Source organism: Lentzea sp., assembly GCF_036380075.1.
In the GTDB taxonomy this organism is placed as follows: Bacteria; Actinomycetota; Actinomycetes; order Mycobacteriales; family Pseudonocardiaceae; genus Lentzea.
The window spans coordinates 16,597-34,770 of record NZ_DASVFL010000244.1; the positions used below are offsets into that span (position 1 = coordinate 16,597).

Annotated in this window: 17 protein-coding genes; 12 read left to right on the plus strand and 5 right to left on the minus strand. The window is 71.7% G+C overall.

Translation table 11 applies throughout. The annotated features are described in order from the left end of the window. Window positions 1-37: 37 nt before the first annotated feature. Complete coding sequence (locus VF330_RS26810) at window positions 38-793, plus strand: EI24 domain-containing protein (protein WP_330854439.1); 756 nt, start codon at window positions 38-40, stop codon at window positions 791-793. On the opposite strand, the gene VF330_RS26815 is transcribed toward VF330_RS26810, so the two are convergent. Beyond that, window positions 783-2,732: a beta-propeller domain-containing protein gene (locus tag VF330_RS26815; RefSeq protein ID WP_330854440.1), complete on the minus strand. Its 1,950-nt coding sequence runs from the start codon at window positions 2,730-2,732 to the stop codon at window positions 783-785. The two genes, VF330_RS26810 and VF330_RS26815, sit on opposite strands and share 11 nt — an antisense overlap. A 57-nt stretch (window positions 2,733-2,789) precedes the next feature. Beyond that, window positions 2,790-3,590 (minus strand): serine protease, encoded by an 801-nt coding sequence (locus tag VF330_RS26820; RefSeq protein WP_330854441.1) that lies wholly within the window; start codon window positions 3,588-3,590, stop codon window positions 2,790-2,792. A 172-nt stretch (window positions 3,591-3,762) separates the two neighbouring features. Here VF330_RS26820 and VF330_RS26825 point away from each other — a divergent pair, with 172 nt between their 5' ends. From VF330_RS26825 to VF330_RS26855, 7 genes are all read left to right on the plus strand, one after another. Continuing rightward, window positions 3,763-4,137, plus strand: coding sequence for an FKBP-type peptidyl-prolyl cis-trans isomerase (locus tag VF330_RS26825; protein WP_330854443.1), 375 nt, complete (start codon window positions 3,763-3,765; stop codon window positions 4,135-4,137). 143 nt (window positions 4,138-4,280) lie between these two features. After that, window positions 4,281-4,808, plus strand: a complete 528-nt coding sequence (locus tag VF330_RS26830; protein ID WP_330854444.1) for a YbaB/EbfC family nucleoid-associated protein — start codon at window positions 4,281-4,283, stop codon at window positions 4,806-4,808. 34 nt (window positions 4,809-4,842) lie between these two features. Continuing rightward, window positions 4,843-5,148, plus strand: a complete 306-nt coding sequence (locus VF330_RS26835; protein WP_330854445.1) for a type VII secretion target — start codon at window positions 4,843-4,845, stop codon at window positions 5,146-5,148. Beyond that, window positions 5,148-9,677 carry a hypothetical protein gene (locus VF330_RS26840; RefSeq protein WP_330854447.1) on the plus strand — a complete coding sequence of 1,510 codons (4,530 nt, stop codon included), beginning with the start codon at window positions 5,148-5,150 and terminating at the stop codon, window positions 9,675-9,677. The genes VF330_RS26835 and VF330_RS26840 overlap by 1 nt, the downstream gene beginning before the upstream one ends. Beyond that, window positions 9,646-10,116, plus strand: a complete 471-nt coding sequence (locus VF330_RS26845; protein WP_330854448.1) for a hypothetical protein — start codon at window positions 9,646-9,648, stop codon at window positions 10,114-10,116. The genes VF330_RS26840 and VF330_RS26845 overlap by 32 nt, the downstream gene beginning before the upstream one ends. 36 nt (window positions 10,117-10,152) lie before the next feature. Beyond that, window positions 10,153-10,596: a hypothetical protein gene (locus tag VF330_RS26850; protein ID WP_330854449.1), complete on the plus strand. Its 444-nt coding sequence runs from the start codon at window positions 10,153-10,155 to the stop codon at window positions 10,594-10,596. Window positions 10,597-10,723: 127 nt separating this feature from the next. Beyond that, on the plus strand, window positions 10,724-11,620 hold the full coding sequence (locus tag VF330_RS26855) for a hypothetical protein (protein ID WP_330854450.1): 897 nt from the start codon (window positions 10,724-10,726) through the stop codon (window positions 11,618-11,620). Here the strand turns inward: VF330_RS26855 and VF330_RS26860 are convergent. Further along, window positions 11,617-12,141, minus strand: coding sequence for a hypothetical protein (locus tag VF330_RS26860; protein WP_330854452.1), 525 nt, complete (start codon window positions 12,139-12,141; stop codon window positions 11,617-11,619). The genes VF330_RS26855 and VF330_RS26860 overlap by 4 nt on opposite strands. A gap of 53 nt (window positions 12,142-12,194) precedes the next feature. On the opposite strand from VF330_RS26860, the gene VF330_RS26865 reads away from it, so the two are divergent. Next, on the plus strand, window positions 12,195-12,740 hold the full coding sequence (locus tag VF330_RS26865) for an HdeD family acid-resistance protein (protein WP_330854453.1): 546 nt from the start codon (window positions 12,195-12,197) through the stop codon (window positions 12,738-12,740). Here the strand turns inward: VF330_RS26865 and VF330_RS26870 are convergent. Further along, window positions 12,682-13,851, minus strand: coding sequence for a glycosyltransferase 87 family protein (locus VF330_RS26870; RefSeq protein WP_330854455.1), 1,170 nt, complete (start codon window positions 13,849-13,851; stop codon window positions 12,682-12,684). The genes VF330_RS26865 and VF330_RS26870 overlap by 59 nt on opposite strands. 156 nt (window positions 13,852-14,007) lie before the next feature. On the opposite strand from VF330_RS26870, the gene VF330_RS26875 reads away from it, so the two are divergent. From VF330_RS26875 to VF330_RS26885, 3 genes are read left to right on the plus strand one after another with little or no spacing between them, the layout of a single operon-like run. Further along, a complete protein-coding gene (locus VF330_RS26875) occupies window positions 14,008-14,592 on the plus strand; it encodes a DNA-binding protein (protein ID WP_330854456.1) in 585 nt (194 codons plus the stop codon). Window positions 14,593-14,620: 28 nt separating this feature from the next. Then, window positions 14,621-15,277: an RES family NAD+ phosphorylase gene (locus tag VF330_RS26880; RefSeq protein WP_330854458.1), complete on the plus strand. Its 657-nt coding sequence runs from the start codon at window positions 14,621-14,623 to the stop codon at window positions 15,275-15,277. Further along, entirely contained in the window at window positions 15,274-16,326 is a 1,053-nt protein-coding gene (locus tag VF330_RS26885) for a DUF6236 family protein (protein ID WP_330854459.1), read from the plus strand. The genes VF330_RS26880 and VF330_RS26885 overlap by 4 nt, the downstream gene beginning before the upstream one ends. Here VF330_RS26885 and VF330_RS26890 read toward each other — a convergent pair. Beyond that, entirely contained in the window at window positions 16,311-18,170 is a 1,860-nt protein-coding gene (locus VF330_RS26890) for a S9 family peptidase (protein WP_330854460.1), read from the minus strand. The genes VF330_RS26885 and VF330_RS26890 overlap by 16 nt on opposite strands. Window positions 18,171-18,174: the final 4 nt, after the last annotated feature.

Consider the following 18,174-nt stretch of genomic DNA (forward strand, 5'->3'; position numbering starts at 1 on the left):
TGCCTCGCACCGCGCCGGGAACGACTATCCTGCGCGCGTGATCAAGGATTTCGGGGCCGGGTTCGGACTGCTGCTGCGCGGGTTCAGGCTGGTGTTCAGCACGCCCAAGCGCGTGCTCGTCGGGGCGCTGCCCGCGGTGATCACCGTCGTGCTGATGATCACCGGCTGGGTGCTGCTGTTCACCCACATCGACACCATCGCCGACTGGCTCACCGGCTTCGCGGACTCGTGGAGCGAGACCGCGAAGAACGTGGCCCAGGTCGCGGTCGGGATCTCCGTGATCGCGGCGGTGCTCGGGCTCAGCGTGCTGCTGTTCACCGCGATCACGCTGATGATCGGCGGCCCGTTCTACGAGTACATCGCGGAAGAGGTCGAGGACGAGCTCGGCGGTGTGCCCGGCGCGGAGCAGGTCGGCTTCTGGCGCGGGTTCGCGGTCGGCCTGCGCGGCACGCTCCTGCTGGTCGGCACGTCGATCCTGTTCGCGATCCCGTTGTTCCTCTGCGGCTTCATCCCCGTCGTCGGCCAGACCGTCGTGCCGGTGCTGGGCGTGTGCATCAACGCCTACCTGCTCGGCATCGAGCTGACCGGCATCCCGTTCACCCGCCGCGGCCGGTCGTTCAAGCAGCGCAGGCAGATCCTCGCGACGCGCCGCTCGATGGTGCTCGGGTTCGCCGTGCCCGCCTACCTGCTGTGCCTCATCCCGCTGGCCGCGCTGGTCGTGATCCCGGCGGCGATGGCAGGCGGCACGGTGCTGGCGCACCGCCTGCTCACCGGGGACCGCGCTACCGCGTGAACGGCAGCCAGGCCTGCTGCGCCAAACCGTTGCGCGCGTTGACCTGCACGCCGCCCGCCGAGATCGACCACAGCTGGTCGCCGATCACGATGGTGCGCCGCTGACCGCCGCCGTAGTCCTGGTTCCGCGGTTCGTCGATCCTCCCCGCCTCCCGCAACTGGTCGCCGTCGACGCGCAGCACCAGTGACGACGCCTCGTAGCTCCTCCGGTAGCTCTGCACCGGGATGACGAGCGTGCCGTCCTGGGGCCAGTAGAGGAACGCGTGCGGGTCGAACTGGGCCTCGGAGCTCGAGTTCGGCAGGTGGTGCTGGGCGAGCCTGCGCGGTGCCGCCGGGTCGCTCACGTCGAACAGCGACACCTGCGTTCCGGTCGTGCGGCCCTGGTCCGTCGCCTCCTGGCCGACGCCGATCAGCCTGCCGTCGCCCGCGGGGTGCAGGTAGGCGGAGAACCCGGTGATCTTCAGCTCGCCGGTCACCTTCGGCTGCCGGGGATCGCTGAGGTCGAGCGTGTGGAGCGGGTCGGTCTGGCGGAACGTGACGACGTAGCCCGCGCGGCCGATGAACCGGACGCTGTAGATCCGCTCGCCCTTGCCCAGGCCGCCGACCTGACCGACCTTCGCGAGCGTGCCGCCCTCGCGCCGCAACGTCGTGACGAAGCTCTCCGACGGCTGCTGCGGCGGTGCGACGTCGGCCGGCATGCGCCGGCAGCACGGGGTGGCGGTGCCGGACGTCGTCGCCACGCGCAGGATTCCCTCGTGCTCGGACAGCGAGTACTGGTTCAGCAGCGAGCCGGCGACCTCGCCCGACGCGACGTGCTTCGGCGGTCCTGCCTGGCTGATGTCGAACTGGTGGATCGCCGTGGAGACCGGCCGCGCGACCGGTGGTCTGGCGGGCAGCTCGGGCAGCAGGCGGTGGTCGTCGGCGACGTAGAGGCTGCGGTCCGTGCCGTAGACGGTGTCGCCGTCGGCCATGATCGAGACGGGCTTGCCGGTGCCGAGCTGACCGGAGAGCTCGAACGTGAGCACGGTCAGCATGGACGTCGCCGAGTGCACGACGGGGTGGCTGATGTCCGCACAGCCGACCAGGGTTCCGCTGGACTTCACGCCGTTCTGGCTCAGCTCGTACCTCGGCAGCCACGACGAGATCGGCTCGTTCTGGAGGATCTCCCTGTTGCGGCGCAGGGAACCCGCCTCGTTCGTCGTCCGGTCCGGGTACACCCACGGGATGTCCGGCTGCGAGCGGACGACGACGCGGGCGGTGCCGCCGATCTGGCGGGCGTCGAGGTAGGAGCCCTCGGTCTTGAGGCTGCTGATCTCCTTGAGCCCCTTGAGGTCCACGAGCACCAGATCGGTGCCGGACCGGGGCGCGAACGACGGGCGGCCGGGCGGCGGCGCCGGTTCGGCGATCGGCACGGGACTGTCGGCGACCACGAGAGCGCGGTCGCCGGAGACCAGCAGCTGCGACGCGCGGCGCTCACCGAGGTCGACGGTTCCCGTGACGGTCCTGGACGCGACGTCGACGACGCGCAGCTTGCCGTCGGCGATGGAGAAGACGCGCTTCCCGTCCGTCTTCACGATGTCGGGCTCGTCGACGCCCTGCTCGTGCACGTTCGTCGTCGAGTGGCCCTGCTGCGGCTGGGGAGGAGTGGCGGGCATCGCGTCGGGCACGCTCCGCTGCGCGACCCCCGCGCTGGAGTCCGACGCCGAGCTCTCCATGGTGAACATGGTGGGGCCGCCCAGCCCGTAGGCGGTGACGTACGGGGCCATGGCGCGGCGCAGTTCGGTGACCGCGTTGTCGCACGAGTCGAACGCGACGAGGCGCACCGGTCCGGAGTCCGCGACGGGTGGTGGCGCGAGGGTGTCGTCCCTCACCGCGGAGCTCACGCACACTCCGGCGACGGCCAGTGCGGCGGCACCGGCCCACAGCTTCTTGCCCTTCATGGCTCCAGGACGGAAGCGGAGCCGGGAAGGGTTGCGCGCCTTCCCGGCTTTTCGCTCTTACAGCTGCGCCTGGATCTGCGCCGCGTAGGTGGCGACGCGGGAGTAGACGCCGGGGTAGCCGGCGCCGGCGCAGCCCTCGCCCCACGACGTGACGCCGATCAGCTTGCCGCCGGCCACCAGCGGGCCGCCGGAGTCGCCCTGGCAGGTGTCGGTGCCGCCCTGCGGGTAGCCGGCGCACACCATGTGCGTGGCGTTGAAGTCGCTGCCGTAGGAGCTGGAGCAGCTGGAGCTGCTCGTCAGCGGCACGGTCGCCTTGAGCAGGTAGCGCGACGCCGAACCGCCGGAGGACGTGGTGCCCCAGCCGAGGATCGTCGAGCTGGTGCCCGCGGTGTACAGCGCGCTGTCCGCCGAGGTGGCGAACGGCAACGGCGTCTGCGCCAGGTTGCGGTCGAGGGTGAGCACCGAGACGTCGTACCCGAGCGTCACGTCGCGGTAGCTCGGGTGGATCCAGATCCTCGTGACGCGGGCGACGGTGCCGGCGGTGGAGTTCTTGTCGTCCCGGCCGGCCACGACGCGGACCGCGGACGCGGAGTCGCCCTCGGTGCAGTGCGCCGCGGTGAGGACCTTGTTGGGCGCCACGAGCGTGCCGCCGCAGTACTGGAAGCCGCTGCTCGTGGCGAGGTAGACGACCCAGGGGTAGGTGGACGTGCTCGCACGCGTGCCGCCGACGATCTGGGTGCCGAACTCGCCGTCGGGCGCCGGAGCTGCTTCGGCCGCGCTGACGCAGGCCATGGACAGCGTCGCCGCCGCCAGTGCCGCACCGAGCAGTGACCGGAGGCGGTGCAGGGTTGCCGCCATGATCATCTCCTTCTTCTGTTGTGACCCGCCGGTGCAGGGCCGGTGGGCTATTACAGAAAGACATGAGTGCGTCGTGGGCGGGTAGGGCTGGTCCGCGTAGGCCATTCGGCCGTCCACCGGGGCGCGTGATTGGATCGACCGCGAACAACCCCGTTCCGAGAGGAAGTCTGTGATGGCCCCCACGAAGCCTGAGGTCGACCCGCACGACGGCCCGGCGCCCGCCGACCTGCTGATCGAGGACATCACCGTCGGCGACGGCCCGGAGGCCACGGCAGGGCAGTTCGTGTCCGTGCACTACGTCGGTGTCTCGCACTCGACCGGTGAGCAGTTCGACGCGTCCTGGGACCGCGGCGAGGCGTTCCAGTTCCCGCTCGGCGGCGGCCGCGTCATCCAGGGCTGGGACCGGGGCGTGCAGGGCATGAAGGTCGGTGGCCGCCGCAAGCTGGTCATCCCGCCGCACCTGGGCTACGGCGACCGCGGCGCCGGCGGCGTCATCAAGCCGGGCGAGACGCTGATCTTCGTCGTCGACCTGCTCGGCGTGAACTAGCACCCGCTTGACTCCACGGCGTTCCACTGGTTCGTTCGGTGGGACGCCGTTGGTCTGTCCGGACCATTTGCAGCAGGGGTGGAACGGGACGACCTCCGGCTGCGTCATCCTTTGAGTCCACCGCAGTTGGGGAGGAAACACCGGTGCCCGAGGACATCGCCGGGTCCGAGCAGATGCTCGCGAACTGGAACCAGGACATCCAGCAACGTGCCGCCCGCTACCAGGAGATGGCGACGCGCGTGCAGGGGATGACGATCTCCGAGCGGTCCTCGGACGGTTCCGTCGAGCTCACGATCGGGTCCAACGGGATCCTGCAGAACCTCGTGATCAACGAGTCCGCCGCCGGCAAGCGCATGTCCGAGGTCAGCGGCGAGATCATGAAGCTGCTGCAGCGCGCGCAGTCCCGGATCCCCGAGCTGCTCCAGGAGGCCATGGCCGAGACCATCGGCACGCAGGACGAGACCGCCAACGTGCTGTTCAGCGAGGCCAAGAAGAACTTCCCGGCCCCTCCCGCCGAGGAGTCGGCGCGCACGCCGTACGACCGCAACGAGATCAACTTCCGGGTGGAGGACGACGCTCCGCCGCCCGCCCGCCCGACGCCACCGCCTCCCCCGCGCCGCCGGCCGCCGTCCGATGACGACGACTTCGGCGGGGAGTCCGTGCTCTCCTGATCTTCCTGTCCGCTGCTCGAACTGAGGGGGTTCGATGACTTCCGGTGGTTTCAACGTCACCTCGGACGTGCTGGAAGCGCACGCCAAGGCCTTGGAGGGCCTGCACGGGCGTCTGCAGGGGGCAGTGGACGCGGCGAACACCGTGTCGATGCCGACTGACGCGTACGGGATCATCTGCCAGCCGTTCCGGATGCTGCTCGACCCCGTCGAGCAGTGGGGCATGAACGCGCTCAAGGGCGTCGCCGACGCGATGGACGCCACCTCGAAGAAGGTCACCGAGACCGCCAAGCACTACCAGGCGGTCGAGGACCAGATCGCCACCGCGCTGAAGGGCTTCTGATGTCCTCACCGAACCCGTTGGTGGCGCAGGCGCCCGCGGAGCCGTCCGGTTTCTTCAACGCCGGCACGGGCGACAACGGCTGGGCGACCGGTTTCTCCATCGCCGACTCCGCGGTCGACGCCTACAAGGGCATCTCCGAGGGCAGCTGGATCGAGGGCGGCCTCGGCGTCGTCGGCCTGGTGGCCGACGCGGCGTCGATGGCGATCGACCCGTTCGGCACGCTGCTCTCGTCGGCGGCGTCGTTCCTGATGGAGCACATGCAGCCGTTGAAGGACGCGCTGGACTGGCTGGCGGGCGACCCGCCGGTGATCCAGTCGTACTCCACGACGTGGGGCAACGTCTCCGCGGAGCTGGGCAAGATCACCGCGGACTACAAGGCCGCGGTCGACGCGACCGCGTCGTGGACCGGTGCCGCGGGCGACGCCTACCGCAAGTCCGCGGGTGAGCAGCTGGACGCGTTGTCCGGCGCGGCCTCCACCGCCGGCTCGGTCGGCACCGTGGTCGGCGTGATGGGCATGGTCGTGGGGTTCGTGCGCGAGATGGTGCGCGACCTGATCGCGGACCTGGTCGCGAAGCTGATCACCTGGGTGCTCGAGGCGGTGTTCACGCTCGGGTTCGGCACGCCGGTGATCGTGGCGCAGGCCGTGACCGCGATCTCCAAGTGGGCCACCCGCATCGGTGAGCTGATCCAGAAGCTCATCAAGACCATCAAGAAGGTCTCGCCGCTGCTGGGCCGCCTGGTCGAGATCTTCACGAAGATCATGAAGGTCGTCGGCAAGCTGGTCGGCAAGGTGACCGGTCTCGACGTCATCTCCACGAAGTCCATCAAGCCCGGCGGGTTCTTCCACCGGCCCGACGCCGCGGACCTCACGCCCTCCGGCAGCCACGGCGCGCCTTCGTCGACGCGTTCGCCGGACAGCTCGCCGTCGTCACCGTCCTCTCCGGACAGTTCGCCGTCCTCGCCTTCGTCCTCTCCGGACAGTTCGCCTTCCTCGCCGTCCTCCTCTTCACCGTCTTCCTCTTCGCCCTCGACCTCGCCTTCGTCGACGCCGGACGCGCCCTCCCGCGCCCCGGACTCGTCCTCGTCGCCGTCGTCGACGCCTTCCTCGGCCCGCACGCCGGACAGCTCCGCCCCGGACGCGCCGTCGCGTGCCCCGGACAGCTCGTCCCCGGACGCCCCGTCGCGGGCTCCCGACAACGGCTCGGCCCCGTCGCCGTCCTCGGCGCGCACGCCGGACAGCTCGCCGTCGGCCGCGCCGTCCGCCCCGCACACGGCGTCCTCCCCGTCGGCCCCCTCCGCTCCGGACGCCCCGGCGCCGCGCAGCACGGGCCAGACGGTGCAGTCGTCGGTGGCGCCCCCGGAGGCCCCGGTCCGCCCGGACGCCCCGCACGCCCCGTCGCGCACTCCCGACAGCTCCCCGTCGACCACGCCGTCCCAGGCGGCCCCGATGGGCGGCGGCACCCCGAACGCCGGAGGCAACGCGCCGTCCTCCCCCGCCGCGGGCCGGCCCTCGACCGGTGGCCAGGGCTGGACCGGCACGCCGGGCAGCCGGGGCGACCTGGGTTCGAGCGCACCCGCGCCGCGGTCCCCCGACCTGTCGACGTCGGCGTCCCGCGCCGACGCCCCGGCCCGTCCGTCCTCGATGCCGGCCGCCCCCTCGGCGCCGTCGGCTCCTTCGAGCGGGCTGCCTTCGGGCGGCGCCCCCTCGGGTGGCATGCCGCACAGCCCGTCCGGTGGCGCCCCGTCCGGTGGCGTCCCGCACAGCCCGTCGGCCACCAGCCCGTCGGCGAGCGCTCCGCACACCACGAGCCCCTCGGCCGGCGCCCCGAACGCGGGCCGTCCGGACGCGACTCCCCCGAGCCGTGCCACCGCACCCTCGGGAGCCGCGCCGCACGCCCCGTCGTCCCCGGCCATGCCGCCAGCGGGTCCGTCGCACGCCCCGTCGGCGGGAGCTCCGCACTCCCCGTCGGCAGGCGGGCCGAACGCTCCCCGCGGCGACGCCCCGATGCGTCCGCAGTCGTCGGCACCGACGGCCCCGAACGCGCCGCACGGTCCCGGCACGCCCTCCGCGCGCCCGGACGCCCCGCAGGGCCGCCCCAACGGTCCCTTCGGTGGCCCGAACACGCCTCACGGCGGCCCCTCGGCCCGTCCCGACGCACCGCACGGCGGTCCGAACGCCCCGTCGCGACCTGACGCACCTTCGCGGCCGAACGATCCGCAGGGCGGCCCCGGCGCCCCGCACAACGGCACGACCGCGCCGTCGTCGCGCCCGGACGCCCCGAACGCACCGCACAGCCCCAACACGCCGCACGGTCCCCACGGGCCCTCGCGCCCCGACGGTCCGTTCGGCGGCCCGAACTCCCGCCCGGACGGTCCCTTCGGCGGACCGAACCCGTCCCACGGCGGCCGTCCCGACGGACCTCACGGCGGCCCCGGATCGCCCTCGCGCCCCGACGCGCCGCACCGCCCCGACGGCAGCGGCCCCGGCAACCGTCCGGACAGCACCCGTCCGGACGGCTCGCGTCCCGACGGCACCCGCCCGGACGGGTCGAGGCCAGGCAGCTCACGCCCCGACAGCACCCACCCCGACAGCAGGCGTCCGGACGGCTCCCGTCCCGATGGCAGCCGCCCTGATGGCTCACGTCCTGACGGCACCAGGCCCGACGGCAACCGTCCCCACACCCCGGACGGCGCCCGCTCCCGCGGCACCGACACGGCCGACGCGCCGCACCGCGCCCCCGACGCCACCCACCCGGAGGCCGCGACCCCGCACCGCCCGGACGCGGGGGTCCCGCACCAGCCCTCGAGCCCGGACGCGCCGCACAGCCCCGACGCCCCGCACCACGGCCCGGACGCCGACCGCCCGCACGACTCGACCCCGGACCGTCCGCACGACCCGGACCACCCCCACGACGGCGACGCCGACGCGCCCCACAGCCACGACGGCCCGCCCGCCGACCGGCCGAGCCCGGAAGAGGCGCACGCCCGGCACGCCGAGTCCACGCCCGCCGGCATCTCCCACCACGGTGGCGACGGCGACATGGGCGACCTGCCCCACCGCGTGCCGAACGACCCGAACTTCTTCACGGCCGACGTGCACATCACTCCTGACGGCCACGCGCGCATCGGGGGCCACGACTACACGCCCGCCGAGTACGCGGACATGCTGCGGCGCGGCGGCTACGACGGCAGCCGTCCCGTTCGCCTGATCGGGTGCGACGCCGGCAGCAACGACTTCGCCCAGCAGCTGTCCCGGCACCTCGACGCCCCCGTCGTGGCACCGACCAGGCCCGCCTGGACCGACAGCCACGGCCGGGTCTTCTCCAGCGACGCCGACATCCGTCCCGACGGCACCCGCGAACCGCGGATCCCCCCGAACGGCGAGTGGGAGACCCACCACCCGGACGGCTCGCGCACGAGTGCCAGCGACGACGGCTTCGCGCCCGGCTCGCACGAGCACGACTCGGACCTCGACCCGGCCGACGCACGGGACCGCGCCGCGGCCAACCAGCCGGCCTACGACCCGCCGCCGAACCGCGACCGGATCGACGAGCAGGCCACGGACTTCGACGAGCGGTTCGTCGACTACGACCGGCCCGGCCACGGCGACCCGAACAACTCCCACTACGACCGTCCGGCGAACCCGCCGGACGACCTGGGCTCGCCGCGCGACGTCGACGCGCCGCCGCGCGACCGCGTCCGCGACGCCCCCGGCCCGCCGCGCGCGGTCGAGGACGTGCCCACGGTCCCGGAGCCGCTGCGCGGCCACACGACGCCGCCGGACCACACCAGCCTGCCGCCGAACACCCAGTTCAACGTCAGCAACCCGAACGGCACGCGCACGACGTTCTTCACCGACGCCGACGGCAACGTGAAGTGGGTGGAGGCGACGTCGGGCTCGAAGTCCGGTGCCGCGGACGGCGTGCACGGCTTCAACCCGGACCTCGACTACCCGCTGATGGGCGACGTGCAGTACCGCGTCAACGACCAGTGGGACTTCCACACCAACGAGCACGGCCAGACCGACTCCGTGTCCGGCACGCCGAACTACGGCAGGTCCGACAGCAACCTCCGCGACGACTCGGGCGACTACAGCGCCCAGGGCCGCGCCGGTGGTGAGGGCAGGGCCGCCTACGACGGCACGCCGTACCAGGACGTGAAGTGGGCCGGTGGGCACATCGTCGCGAACGAGGCGGGTGGCCCCGGCGAGTACATCAACATGTTCGGCCAGATGAACGCGTCGAACTCGGGCCACAACAGGGACGGGTTCAGCAACGCGGCGTCGTGGCGCGCCGAGGAGTCGCGCCTGGCCGAGTTCGCCCGCCAGCCCAACCAGGCGATCGCCGACTACCAGGTGCGGATGACCCGTCGGGAGGACGGTCTGCCCGAGACCGTCACCATGCGGTACACCGAGGTCGTCTACAACGCCGACGGTACGGTCAAGTCGGCTGATGTTCGCCAGGTGACCTTCAAGAACGTTCCGGAGAACGCGAACTATGCGCCCAACACTCCCTACGCCCGACGCTGAACGGCTGCTCGGAGAGCTCCTGGAGATCCTGGAGCTCTCCGCACCGCTGCAGTGGGAGAGCGTCCGCTTCTCCGTGCTGTCGACGGTGCTGACCGACTCGTCGACCACGTCCGCGGTGAAGAAGGACGGCACGCGCAGGTCCTACGCGCTGCCCGAGGTCTTCTCGACGAAGCTCGACGAGTTCCGCGGCGCCTGTTACGAGCCGGGGCGGGGTACCTGGTTCTCCGCGACCATCGCGCTCGAGGACGGCGCGGAGCCGCAGGTCGACCTGAACTACGACGAGAAGCCGCAGTGGCCGGCCTGGCCGCACCCCTACTCGTACGTGCGCGACCTGGAGTTCTTCCCGCGCGACGACGAGCACGTCCCTGACTGGTTGCGCGAGCAGGTCGAGCTCGCCGCCGCCGAGGCGGGAACCGCCGGTCCGCCGGACGGACGATAGGGTCGCAAGACCGACTCGGAGGAGGACCGCACCGCGATGACCGGATGGCCGACGCTCGACCCCGCCGGGCAGAAGGAAGTACTCGACCGGCTCACGCTGATGCTGCTCGAGGCCCTGCCGCAGGACTGGGAGCGGCTGCAGATCGAGTACCGCGTGGTCGGCAGGCACAGCGACGGCCGCGTGGGTCTCGTCCGCGGCGACGGGATCATGCGCGACTGGGACCCGCCGCTCGAGACGTGGCACCGCTTCCAGGACCTCCGCGGCGGCATGTACGCCGAGGGCGAGGGCACCTGGTTCGGCGCCCAGTACAAGCTCGAGAAGCCGGACAGGTACGCGATCAAGTTCAACTGGGACCGCAAGCCGGAGTTCTCCGGCGGGATCGGCCCCGACCAGTACGAGATCGAGCAGGAGCGGTTCCCGCGCGTCGAGTCGCACCAGCCCGACTGGTACCGCGAAGGACTCGCCCAAGGCGCCTCGTGACCGGTGCGCGCGCCGGTGATTCCACTCTGAGCAGCACTCTCGCACCCTTCGACGCGACCGCCCCGCGCGTGCGGCGGCCGCCCGATAAGATCAGCGGGGTTTCACGGGGAGAGGGGCGAGGACCATCATGAGCCAGCCGGCGACACCGCTGAGCGAGCAGGACCAGCAGCTGTTGGTGCGGCAGATCGGCCGTGCCATGCTGCCGGCCGTACCGCAGGGCTGGCAGCGCATCCGGGCCGAGTACCGCGCGGCGGGCAGGCACATCGAGGTCGACCTGGCCTTCGCCGGGCCCGACGGCCAGCTGCGGCCCGTGCGTCCGCCGATGGACGTGGTGCAGATGTTCGGCCAGCTGCGCGCGGGCATGTACCACCCGGAACGCGGCACGTGGCTGAACGCGCTGTACGAGATCGAGGCGCCCGCGGCGTTCACGGTCGACTTCAACGCCGAGGACGAGCCGCGCTGGCGCAACGCGCCGCCACCCATCGGTTTCCGCGACGAGCTGCAGACGTTCCCGCGTCCGGACGGCCTGATCCCGGACTGGTGGCGTCAGCGCGTCGGCCTGCCGCCGCTGCCCGCGCCGGAGCCGCAGCAGCCGCCACAGCAGCAGGAGTACCAGGTTCCGCCGCAGAGCCCCGACCAGCCGCAGCAGCAGGGCGAGCTGCGGACGGCGCGCGTCTACGACGGCAAGAACGACGACGGCCGCATCGTGGTCAACCGCCAGCCGGTCGACCCGCAGCTGGTCGAGAACCTGCTCACCTACCTCGAGTCGGCACCGGTGGTGCTCGCCGCGCGCAGCTACGACCTCGACGAGTTCTCGCAGAACGGCGAGCAGGACGTGCCGCTCAACTTCCGCACGGACGGCACGTGGATCTGGGCCGGCGCGGTGCCGCACTACCTGCGCAAGTACGGCCTGCCGCCGGAGCCCGAGCTGGTGGCGCACGCCGTGGCGCGCGGCTTCCAGGTCGCGGAGGTCACGGAGCAGACGCAGGACCGCGCGGTCGCGCTGATCACCGGTCAGAACTAGTCGTCCAGGGTTCGCAGGTACGCCTCTCCTCTCGGGGAGAGGCGGTACCCGACCCGCAGCGACTCGGTCAGCCCCTTCGCCTTGAGCGTGCGGACGTCCGCCTTGAACGGCAGCTTCTCGCGTCCCGCCATCTCGGCGAGGTCGGCCGCCCGCACGCCGGGGTGCGCGGCGATCAGCCGCAGCAGCGCCACCGCCGGCTCCGCGAGCACCAGTCCGTCCACTTCGGACGACGACCGCAGCTCGATCCGCGGGTCCTCGCCGACGAAACGCAGGCTGATGCGGTAAAGCGCGCCCTCGCGTCCATCCACAGTGGACTTCAGGGCCTTCACCGTGGGGAACCCCGCCGCCACCGCCTCGGCACGGCTCACCCGCGCCACGACGTCCACCGCGTCGATCTCCAGGACGCCCTGCGACGTCCGCAACGTCCCGCCCACCCGCACCGTCGGCCGCTTCCACCGCCGGAACTGGAGCGTGACCTCGCCGGACCGGATGCGGTCCCAGTCAGCCAGTCGGATCAGCACCGGAAGAGGGTCTCAGGTTGCCGGGCCCGGCAACAGCCGAGACGATCCACCGCATGCGACGGTGGTGGCTCTTCACGGTGCGCGGGGTGTTCGCGGTCCTGTTCGGGGTGGCCGCCCTGGTCTGGCCCGGCCTCACCCTGCTCGCCCTGATCATCCTGTGGGGCGCCTACGTGTTCTTCGACGGCGCGATGATGCTGTACCTGACGATCACCCACGAGGAGTGGCCCGCCCGCTGGGCGCTCGGCCTCATCGGTGCGCTGGGTCTGGTCACGGGCTTGGTCGCGTTGTTCTGGCCGGGTATCACGGCCACGGCGTTGCTGCTGCTCATCGCGGTCTGGGCGCTCGTCACCGGCGTGCTGCAGATCGTCGACGCCGTCCGCCTGAGCAAGGTGATGACGAACGAGTGGTTCTACGTCGTCACGGGCGCGCTGACCGCGTTGCTCGGCGTCGTCCTGGTCGTGAACCCGGCCGCGGGGGCGCTGGCGTTCGTGATCACCATCGGTGTGTTCGCGATCCTGTGGGGTGTGGTGCTGGTGCTGTTCAGCCTGCGGCTGAGGCGGCTCGCCGGCGGTCCCGCACGACCCGCACACCGAGCGTGACCAGCACGGCGATCCCGACGAACACGTAGAGGTTGCCGATCACCTGCTGCCACCAGGACCAGTCGCGCTCGACGTCGTTGTCGCGCGGGAACAGCCAGTGCGGCCCGACCGCGAACACCGCCACGATCGCCCACGCCGCCCACTGACGGCGCAACTCGGGCCGTGCGAGCAACACGAGCGCAGGAGCGATCCACACCCAGTGGTGGCCCCACGACACGGGCGAGATCAGCAGGCCGCCGATCGCCACGACGAAGAACGCCTCCACGTCACCGAGACGCGACGCCAGCCACCACACCGTCGCCACGACCAGTAGCGACACCACGAGCCACACGGCGACCTGGGCGCCGTTCTCCAGCCCGAAGCGCGCCAGCGTGCCACGCACCGCCTGGTTCGACGCGTAGGTCAGCCGTCCGACACGGCCCGGGTCGAGCAGCGCATGCGTCCAGTACTCCTTCGCATCGCCGAACGCGACGACGAAGCCCATCAGGCCGAAGAAGAAGAACGAGCCGATGGACACCAGAACGGGCTTCCACTGCCGTCGTGCCACGAAGTACAACGCGAAGAACGCCGGCGTCAGCTTGATGGCCGCCGCAAGGCCGATGAGCGCCCCTCGCGGCCACCAGCGCGTGCGTTCGAGCAGGCAGTCGGCCATCACGAGCAGGCCCAGCAACAGGTTGACCTGCCCGAACCACAGCGTCTCGCGCAGCGGGTCGAAGATCGACGACACCGCGGCCGCGCCCAGTCCCCACTTGACCGCCTCCGGCCCCCACCCGACCACGCGCCGCGCCGCGATCAGGCACAGCCCGGTGAGCATCGCAAGGTTCGCCGCCGCCACCACGAAGATCGCGACGCCCAGCGGCACGACCGCCAGCAGCGCGAACAGCACGGCGGCGATCGGCGGGTACGTGAACGGCAGGTCAGGACCGCCGAGCGGCTTCGCGAACCCCTCGACGTAGAGGGGGAGGTCCTTCAGGAACGCCGCACCGCCGTTGCGGTAGACGCGCAGGTCGAGCGACCACCCCGGCGGGCGGATCATGACGTAGGCGAGGGTGGCGACCATGACGGCGCCCCACGCCACCACGACCCGCTTGGCGGAGCGGTCCAGCTGCATCGGGCGATGGTATCGGTGTGCCGGTTGAGGCCCACGTCACCGTTCGCGACCGGGAAATCTCACGTAGCGTCGCCAGGTGGCCGCGCACAGTGGAACCTTCGTACACAACCCGTTCGTCGGGCGCACAAATGCGCACGCACGGGATACTCTGTGCGCATGAGTCCCGCACTGGAGACGGTGCTGGCCAAGGCCGGCCTGCAGGTGAGCCCCGACGAGTTCCTCGACCTCGTGACCGACGCGGCACGGAGGCTGGCTCCTCCACACCCGGAACCGGCCACGTACTTCACGCCGGACCAGCAGGTGGCGCTGAGCGACGTCGGCCTGGACCTGTCCCCCGCGCGTCCCGGCGACTCCCGCCCCCGCACCCGCACGGTCGTGGCCCACGCCGTGCTGCGCGACTCGGCGCTGACCGTGAACGAGGCCGCCCGCCAGCTCCAGGTCGACACGAGCCGCATCCGCCACCGCCTGGGCGTGGGCAGGCTCGTCGGCTGGAAGGACAGGGGCAGCTGGCGGCTGCCCGCGTGGCAGTTCGCGGGCACCGGCGTGCTCCCCGGCCTCGAGACCGTGCTGGCCGCGCTCCCGGCGGACCAGCCGGCACTGGTCGTGGCCGCCTTCATGACGAAGCTCCAGGAGGACCTGCTGGTCGACGGCAAGCCCGCCACCCCCCGCGAGTGGCTCCTCGCCGGAGGAGACCCGCGCCGCGTGGCCGACCTCGCCTCCGTGCTCGGCACACCTGCCTGAGCGTTCCCGAACACCCGACAGGACCCGAATGTCACGGCTTCCACAGCCGCCTGCCCCTGCCGTGCTCCAAGCACAGCTGCGCCGCACAGAAGACGTGGTGGCGGTGCACCGCGCGACCCGCCTGGTGCGCGTCTTCACGGCCAAGGGCTCCCACCCCCAGCGCTGGAACACGTTCCGCTACACGGGCCCGCTCCCCCACGCCCGCTTCGACGCCCAGCAACCGGCCGACGACGGTTCGCCGGTGCAGGACCACGAGAACGGCGTGCTGTACTTCGGCCTGTCCGTGCGCACGTCGATCGCCGAGGTCTTCCAGGCGACGTCGATCGTGGACCGCCGCACCCGCTCACCTTTTCTGGTGGTCCTGCGGCCGCGTCGCACTCTGCGGCTGCTGGACCTCGGCGGGTTGTGGCCCACCCGCGTCGGCGCGTCGCAGGAGATCTCGACCGGGCCGAAGCTGGTGACGCAGGCCTGGTCCCGCGCCATCCGGGCGGCTTATCCGGAGCTGGACGGGCTCTGGTACCGGTCGTCGATGGACTCCGGCGACCCGGCGATCTGCCTGTGGGACCCGCCCGGTGCCTCGGGGTTGCCGGCGGCACCGGACGTGTTGCTGCCGTTGGACCATCCGGGGCTGGATCTGCCTTTGGCGCGCGTGTGCGAGGAGCTGAACTACACACTGCTCGGGTGAGCACGCACAACGAGATCAGCGGTTCGGTGCAAGGCGACGCGTGGCAGATCGGCACCCTCAACCAGCACGTCGAACAGCCGAGGAGCAGTCCGTCGTCGATCGCGTTCTACTACCCGTACATCCACATCCGCGACGACACGTGGCTGAAGTACGCGGCGATGTACTGGCCGAAGATCACCCGCCTGGTCCCGGCGGGGTACGACACGACCGACTCCGCTGCGGCACGGGACTTCGCTCGCGCCGGCGTCCTCACCACCCTGCCACCGGGGCTGGCGATGTCCGGAAGCCGTGAGCGGTTCTTCCACCTGGTCGCCTCCAGCGCGGACGAGCTCAGGGCGCGGTTCGGCATCACCCGGCGCGAGGGATGGCTGCTCCGTGCCGGTGGCGGCACCTCAGCCGGTCCAGGAGCGGACCCGCGACTCACCTACCTGCACTTCTCCAAGCTGCCCTGGCACGAGACGGGACCGATCGTCGAAAGCGGCCTGGGGGAGGTCCACCACGGCCCCGACGGCAGGTGGCTCGGCATGCACCCGCGACTCGCCGCCGCCTACATGTGCCTGCTGGCCGGTGACCTCGCACGGGCCGAGTCCCTGCACCCGATCACCGACGAAGACCTGCCCCACCGCGCTCTGCTGGAGAGGGACGCCGACCGCGTCGTCGAGTTGCTGCTCGGGGTGCCGTCGCGCGCGCCGAGCCAGGACCCCACCCAGTCGTTCGTCACCGCCGCCGTGGACACCGTCGTACCAGCGGGACTGGCCGACGTGCCCGCCGAGAAGATCCTCGAGCTGCGGGAGACGTTCCCGAAGGACTTCCACCGCTTCCGCGCCCACGTCGGCGACCGGTTCACCGAACTGAAAGCCGACGCGACCGCCGACCTCCACATCGGTGTCGCCGTGGACGAGCTCGTGCGGGCCGAGCTCGCCGAGCTGGAGGACAAGATCCGTTCGGTCAGGCTGGTCCCGCGCCGCGTCCAGGTGTGGCTGAAGGCGGACGCGGTGCGGGAGTCACCTGCGGGCTGGCTGTTCCGGACGGGTCAGGCCTTGAGGTAGCGGTCCCACCACTCCAGCACCGCGTCGAACCGCTGCTTGCGGTGGCGCGGCTGCCCGGACCGGGTGAGCTCGTGCCCCTCGCCCGGGAAGATCAGCATCTCCGTCTCGACGCCGCGCCGCTTCAGCGCCACGAACATGCGCTGCGCCTGCTCGAGCGGGCAGCGCCAGTCGTGCTCGGAGTGCACGACGGCGAACGGCAGGTTGATCTTCTCGGCGTAGGTAAGCGGCGACATCGCCCGCTGCGCCTCGGGGTCGGGGCCGCAGTAGGCGTCGGCGAAGAAGTAGCCGATGTCCGACGAGCCGCCGAACGAGTCCCAGGCGTTGACGGCGCGCTCGGACCAGGCCGCCTTGAAGCGTTCGCCGTGGTGCGCGGACAGCCACGACGTCATGAAGCCGCCGTAGGAGCCGCCCATCACGCCGACCCGGTCGGAGTCGAGGTCCTCGCGGGCCAGTGCGGCGTCCAGCAGCGACAGCACGTCGTCGACGTCCACGGTGCCGAACTTGCCGATCACCGCCTGGCCGTGCGCCTGGCCGTAGCCCGCCGAGCCGCGCGGGTTCGGGAGCACGACGGCGTAGCCGGCGGTGGCGTAGACCTGGGCCTCGTCGAAGAAGCCCCAGCTGTGGTACATGAACGGGCCGCCGTGCACCGCCAGCACGACCGGGTGCGGGCCGTCGCCCTCGGGCAGCACCAGCCAGCCGTGGACGGGGTAGCCGTCGGAGGCCTCGCCGGTGAGCTCGACGACGCGACGGGCCTGCACCGACGAGAACGACGTGCGCACACCGGTTCCGACGAACTCGACCTGGCCGGGTGAGTCCGGAGTGGACACGACGGCGACCACAGTGGACCCGTCGGTCGCGAAGGAGCGGACGATCGACGACTCGCCTGCGAGCACCTCGCCGGGACCGCCGTCGAACGGGATGCGGCGCAGCTCCAGCGCGCCGCGGTTGCGCACGACCAGCAGCACGCCGGAGGCGTCGGCGACGGGCTGGCCGGAGAGCCGTTCCACGTCCACGGTCTCGACGTCGGTCAGGCGGGTGGCGCCGGAGCCGTCCGGCGCCGACTTCCACAGGCCCAGGTTGCGCGCCACGCCGTCGATGCCGGTGAACTCCGTGCCCAGCCAGAACAACGACCCGTCGGCCACGAACGGCATCGCGACCTCGCCGGCACCGGTCACGAGCAACGACGGCGACCCACCGGAGGCGGGCACGGTGTACAGGTCGGAGTGCAGCGTCTCGACGGTGCCGAGGTCGCGCGGCGCCACGACCACCAGCGTCGAGTCGTCGAGCCACGCGGGGTCGGAGACGTCGAACGAGCCGTCGGTCACCTCGGTGACGGCGCCGTCGAGGTCGACGACGTGCACGCGCGGCCGGCGGTCGGCGAGGAAGCCGACGTCGTCGACGCGGTAGTCGAGGCGCGTGATGCGGCGCGGGGCCTCGGACTCGGGTCCGTCGTCGGTCGTGCCGTAGCGGCCCTGCTCGGGCACGCGGGCCACGAACGCGATCCGCGACGAGTCGGGCGACCACACCGGCGCACCGGCACCCAGCGGCAGGTCGGTCAGCTTCCGGGGCTCGCCGCCGTCCACGGGAACGACGTGGATCTGCGGCTTGGACTTTCCGGCGACGCGCAAGAACGCGACCAGTTTGCCGTCCGGAGAAATGCGCTGTGCATTGTCACGATCACCGTGTGTCCACGGTGTGGTCGTTCCGTCCGGGAACACCCGGTGCAGACCGCCCCGGTAGGTGTTCTTGTCGAGGTCGGGTGTCGTGATGCTGACCAGCACCAAGTCCCCGGACACGGCCACGGTGCCGGGCGTGGTGAGCAGCTGCAGGTCTTCAGGGCGCACGGCG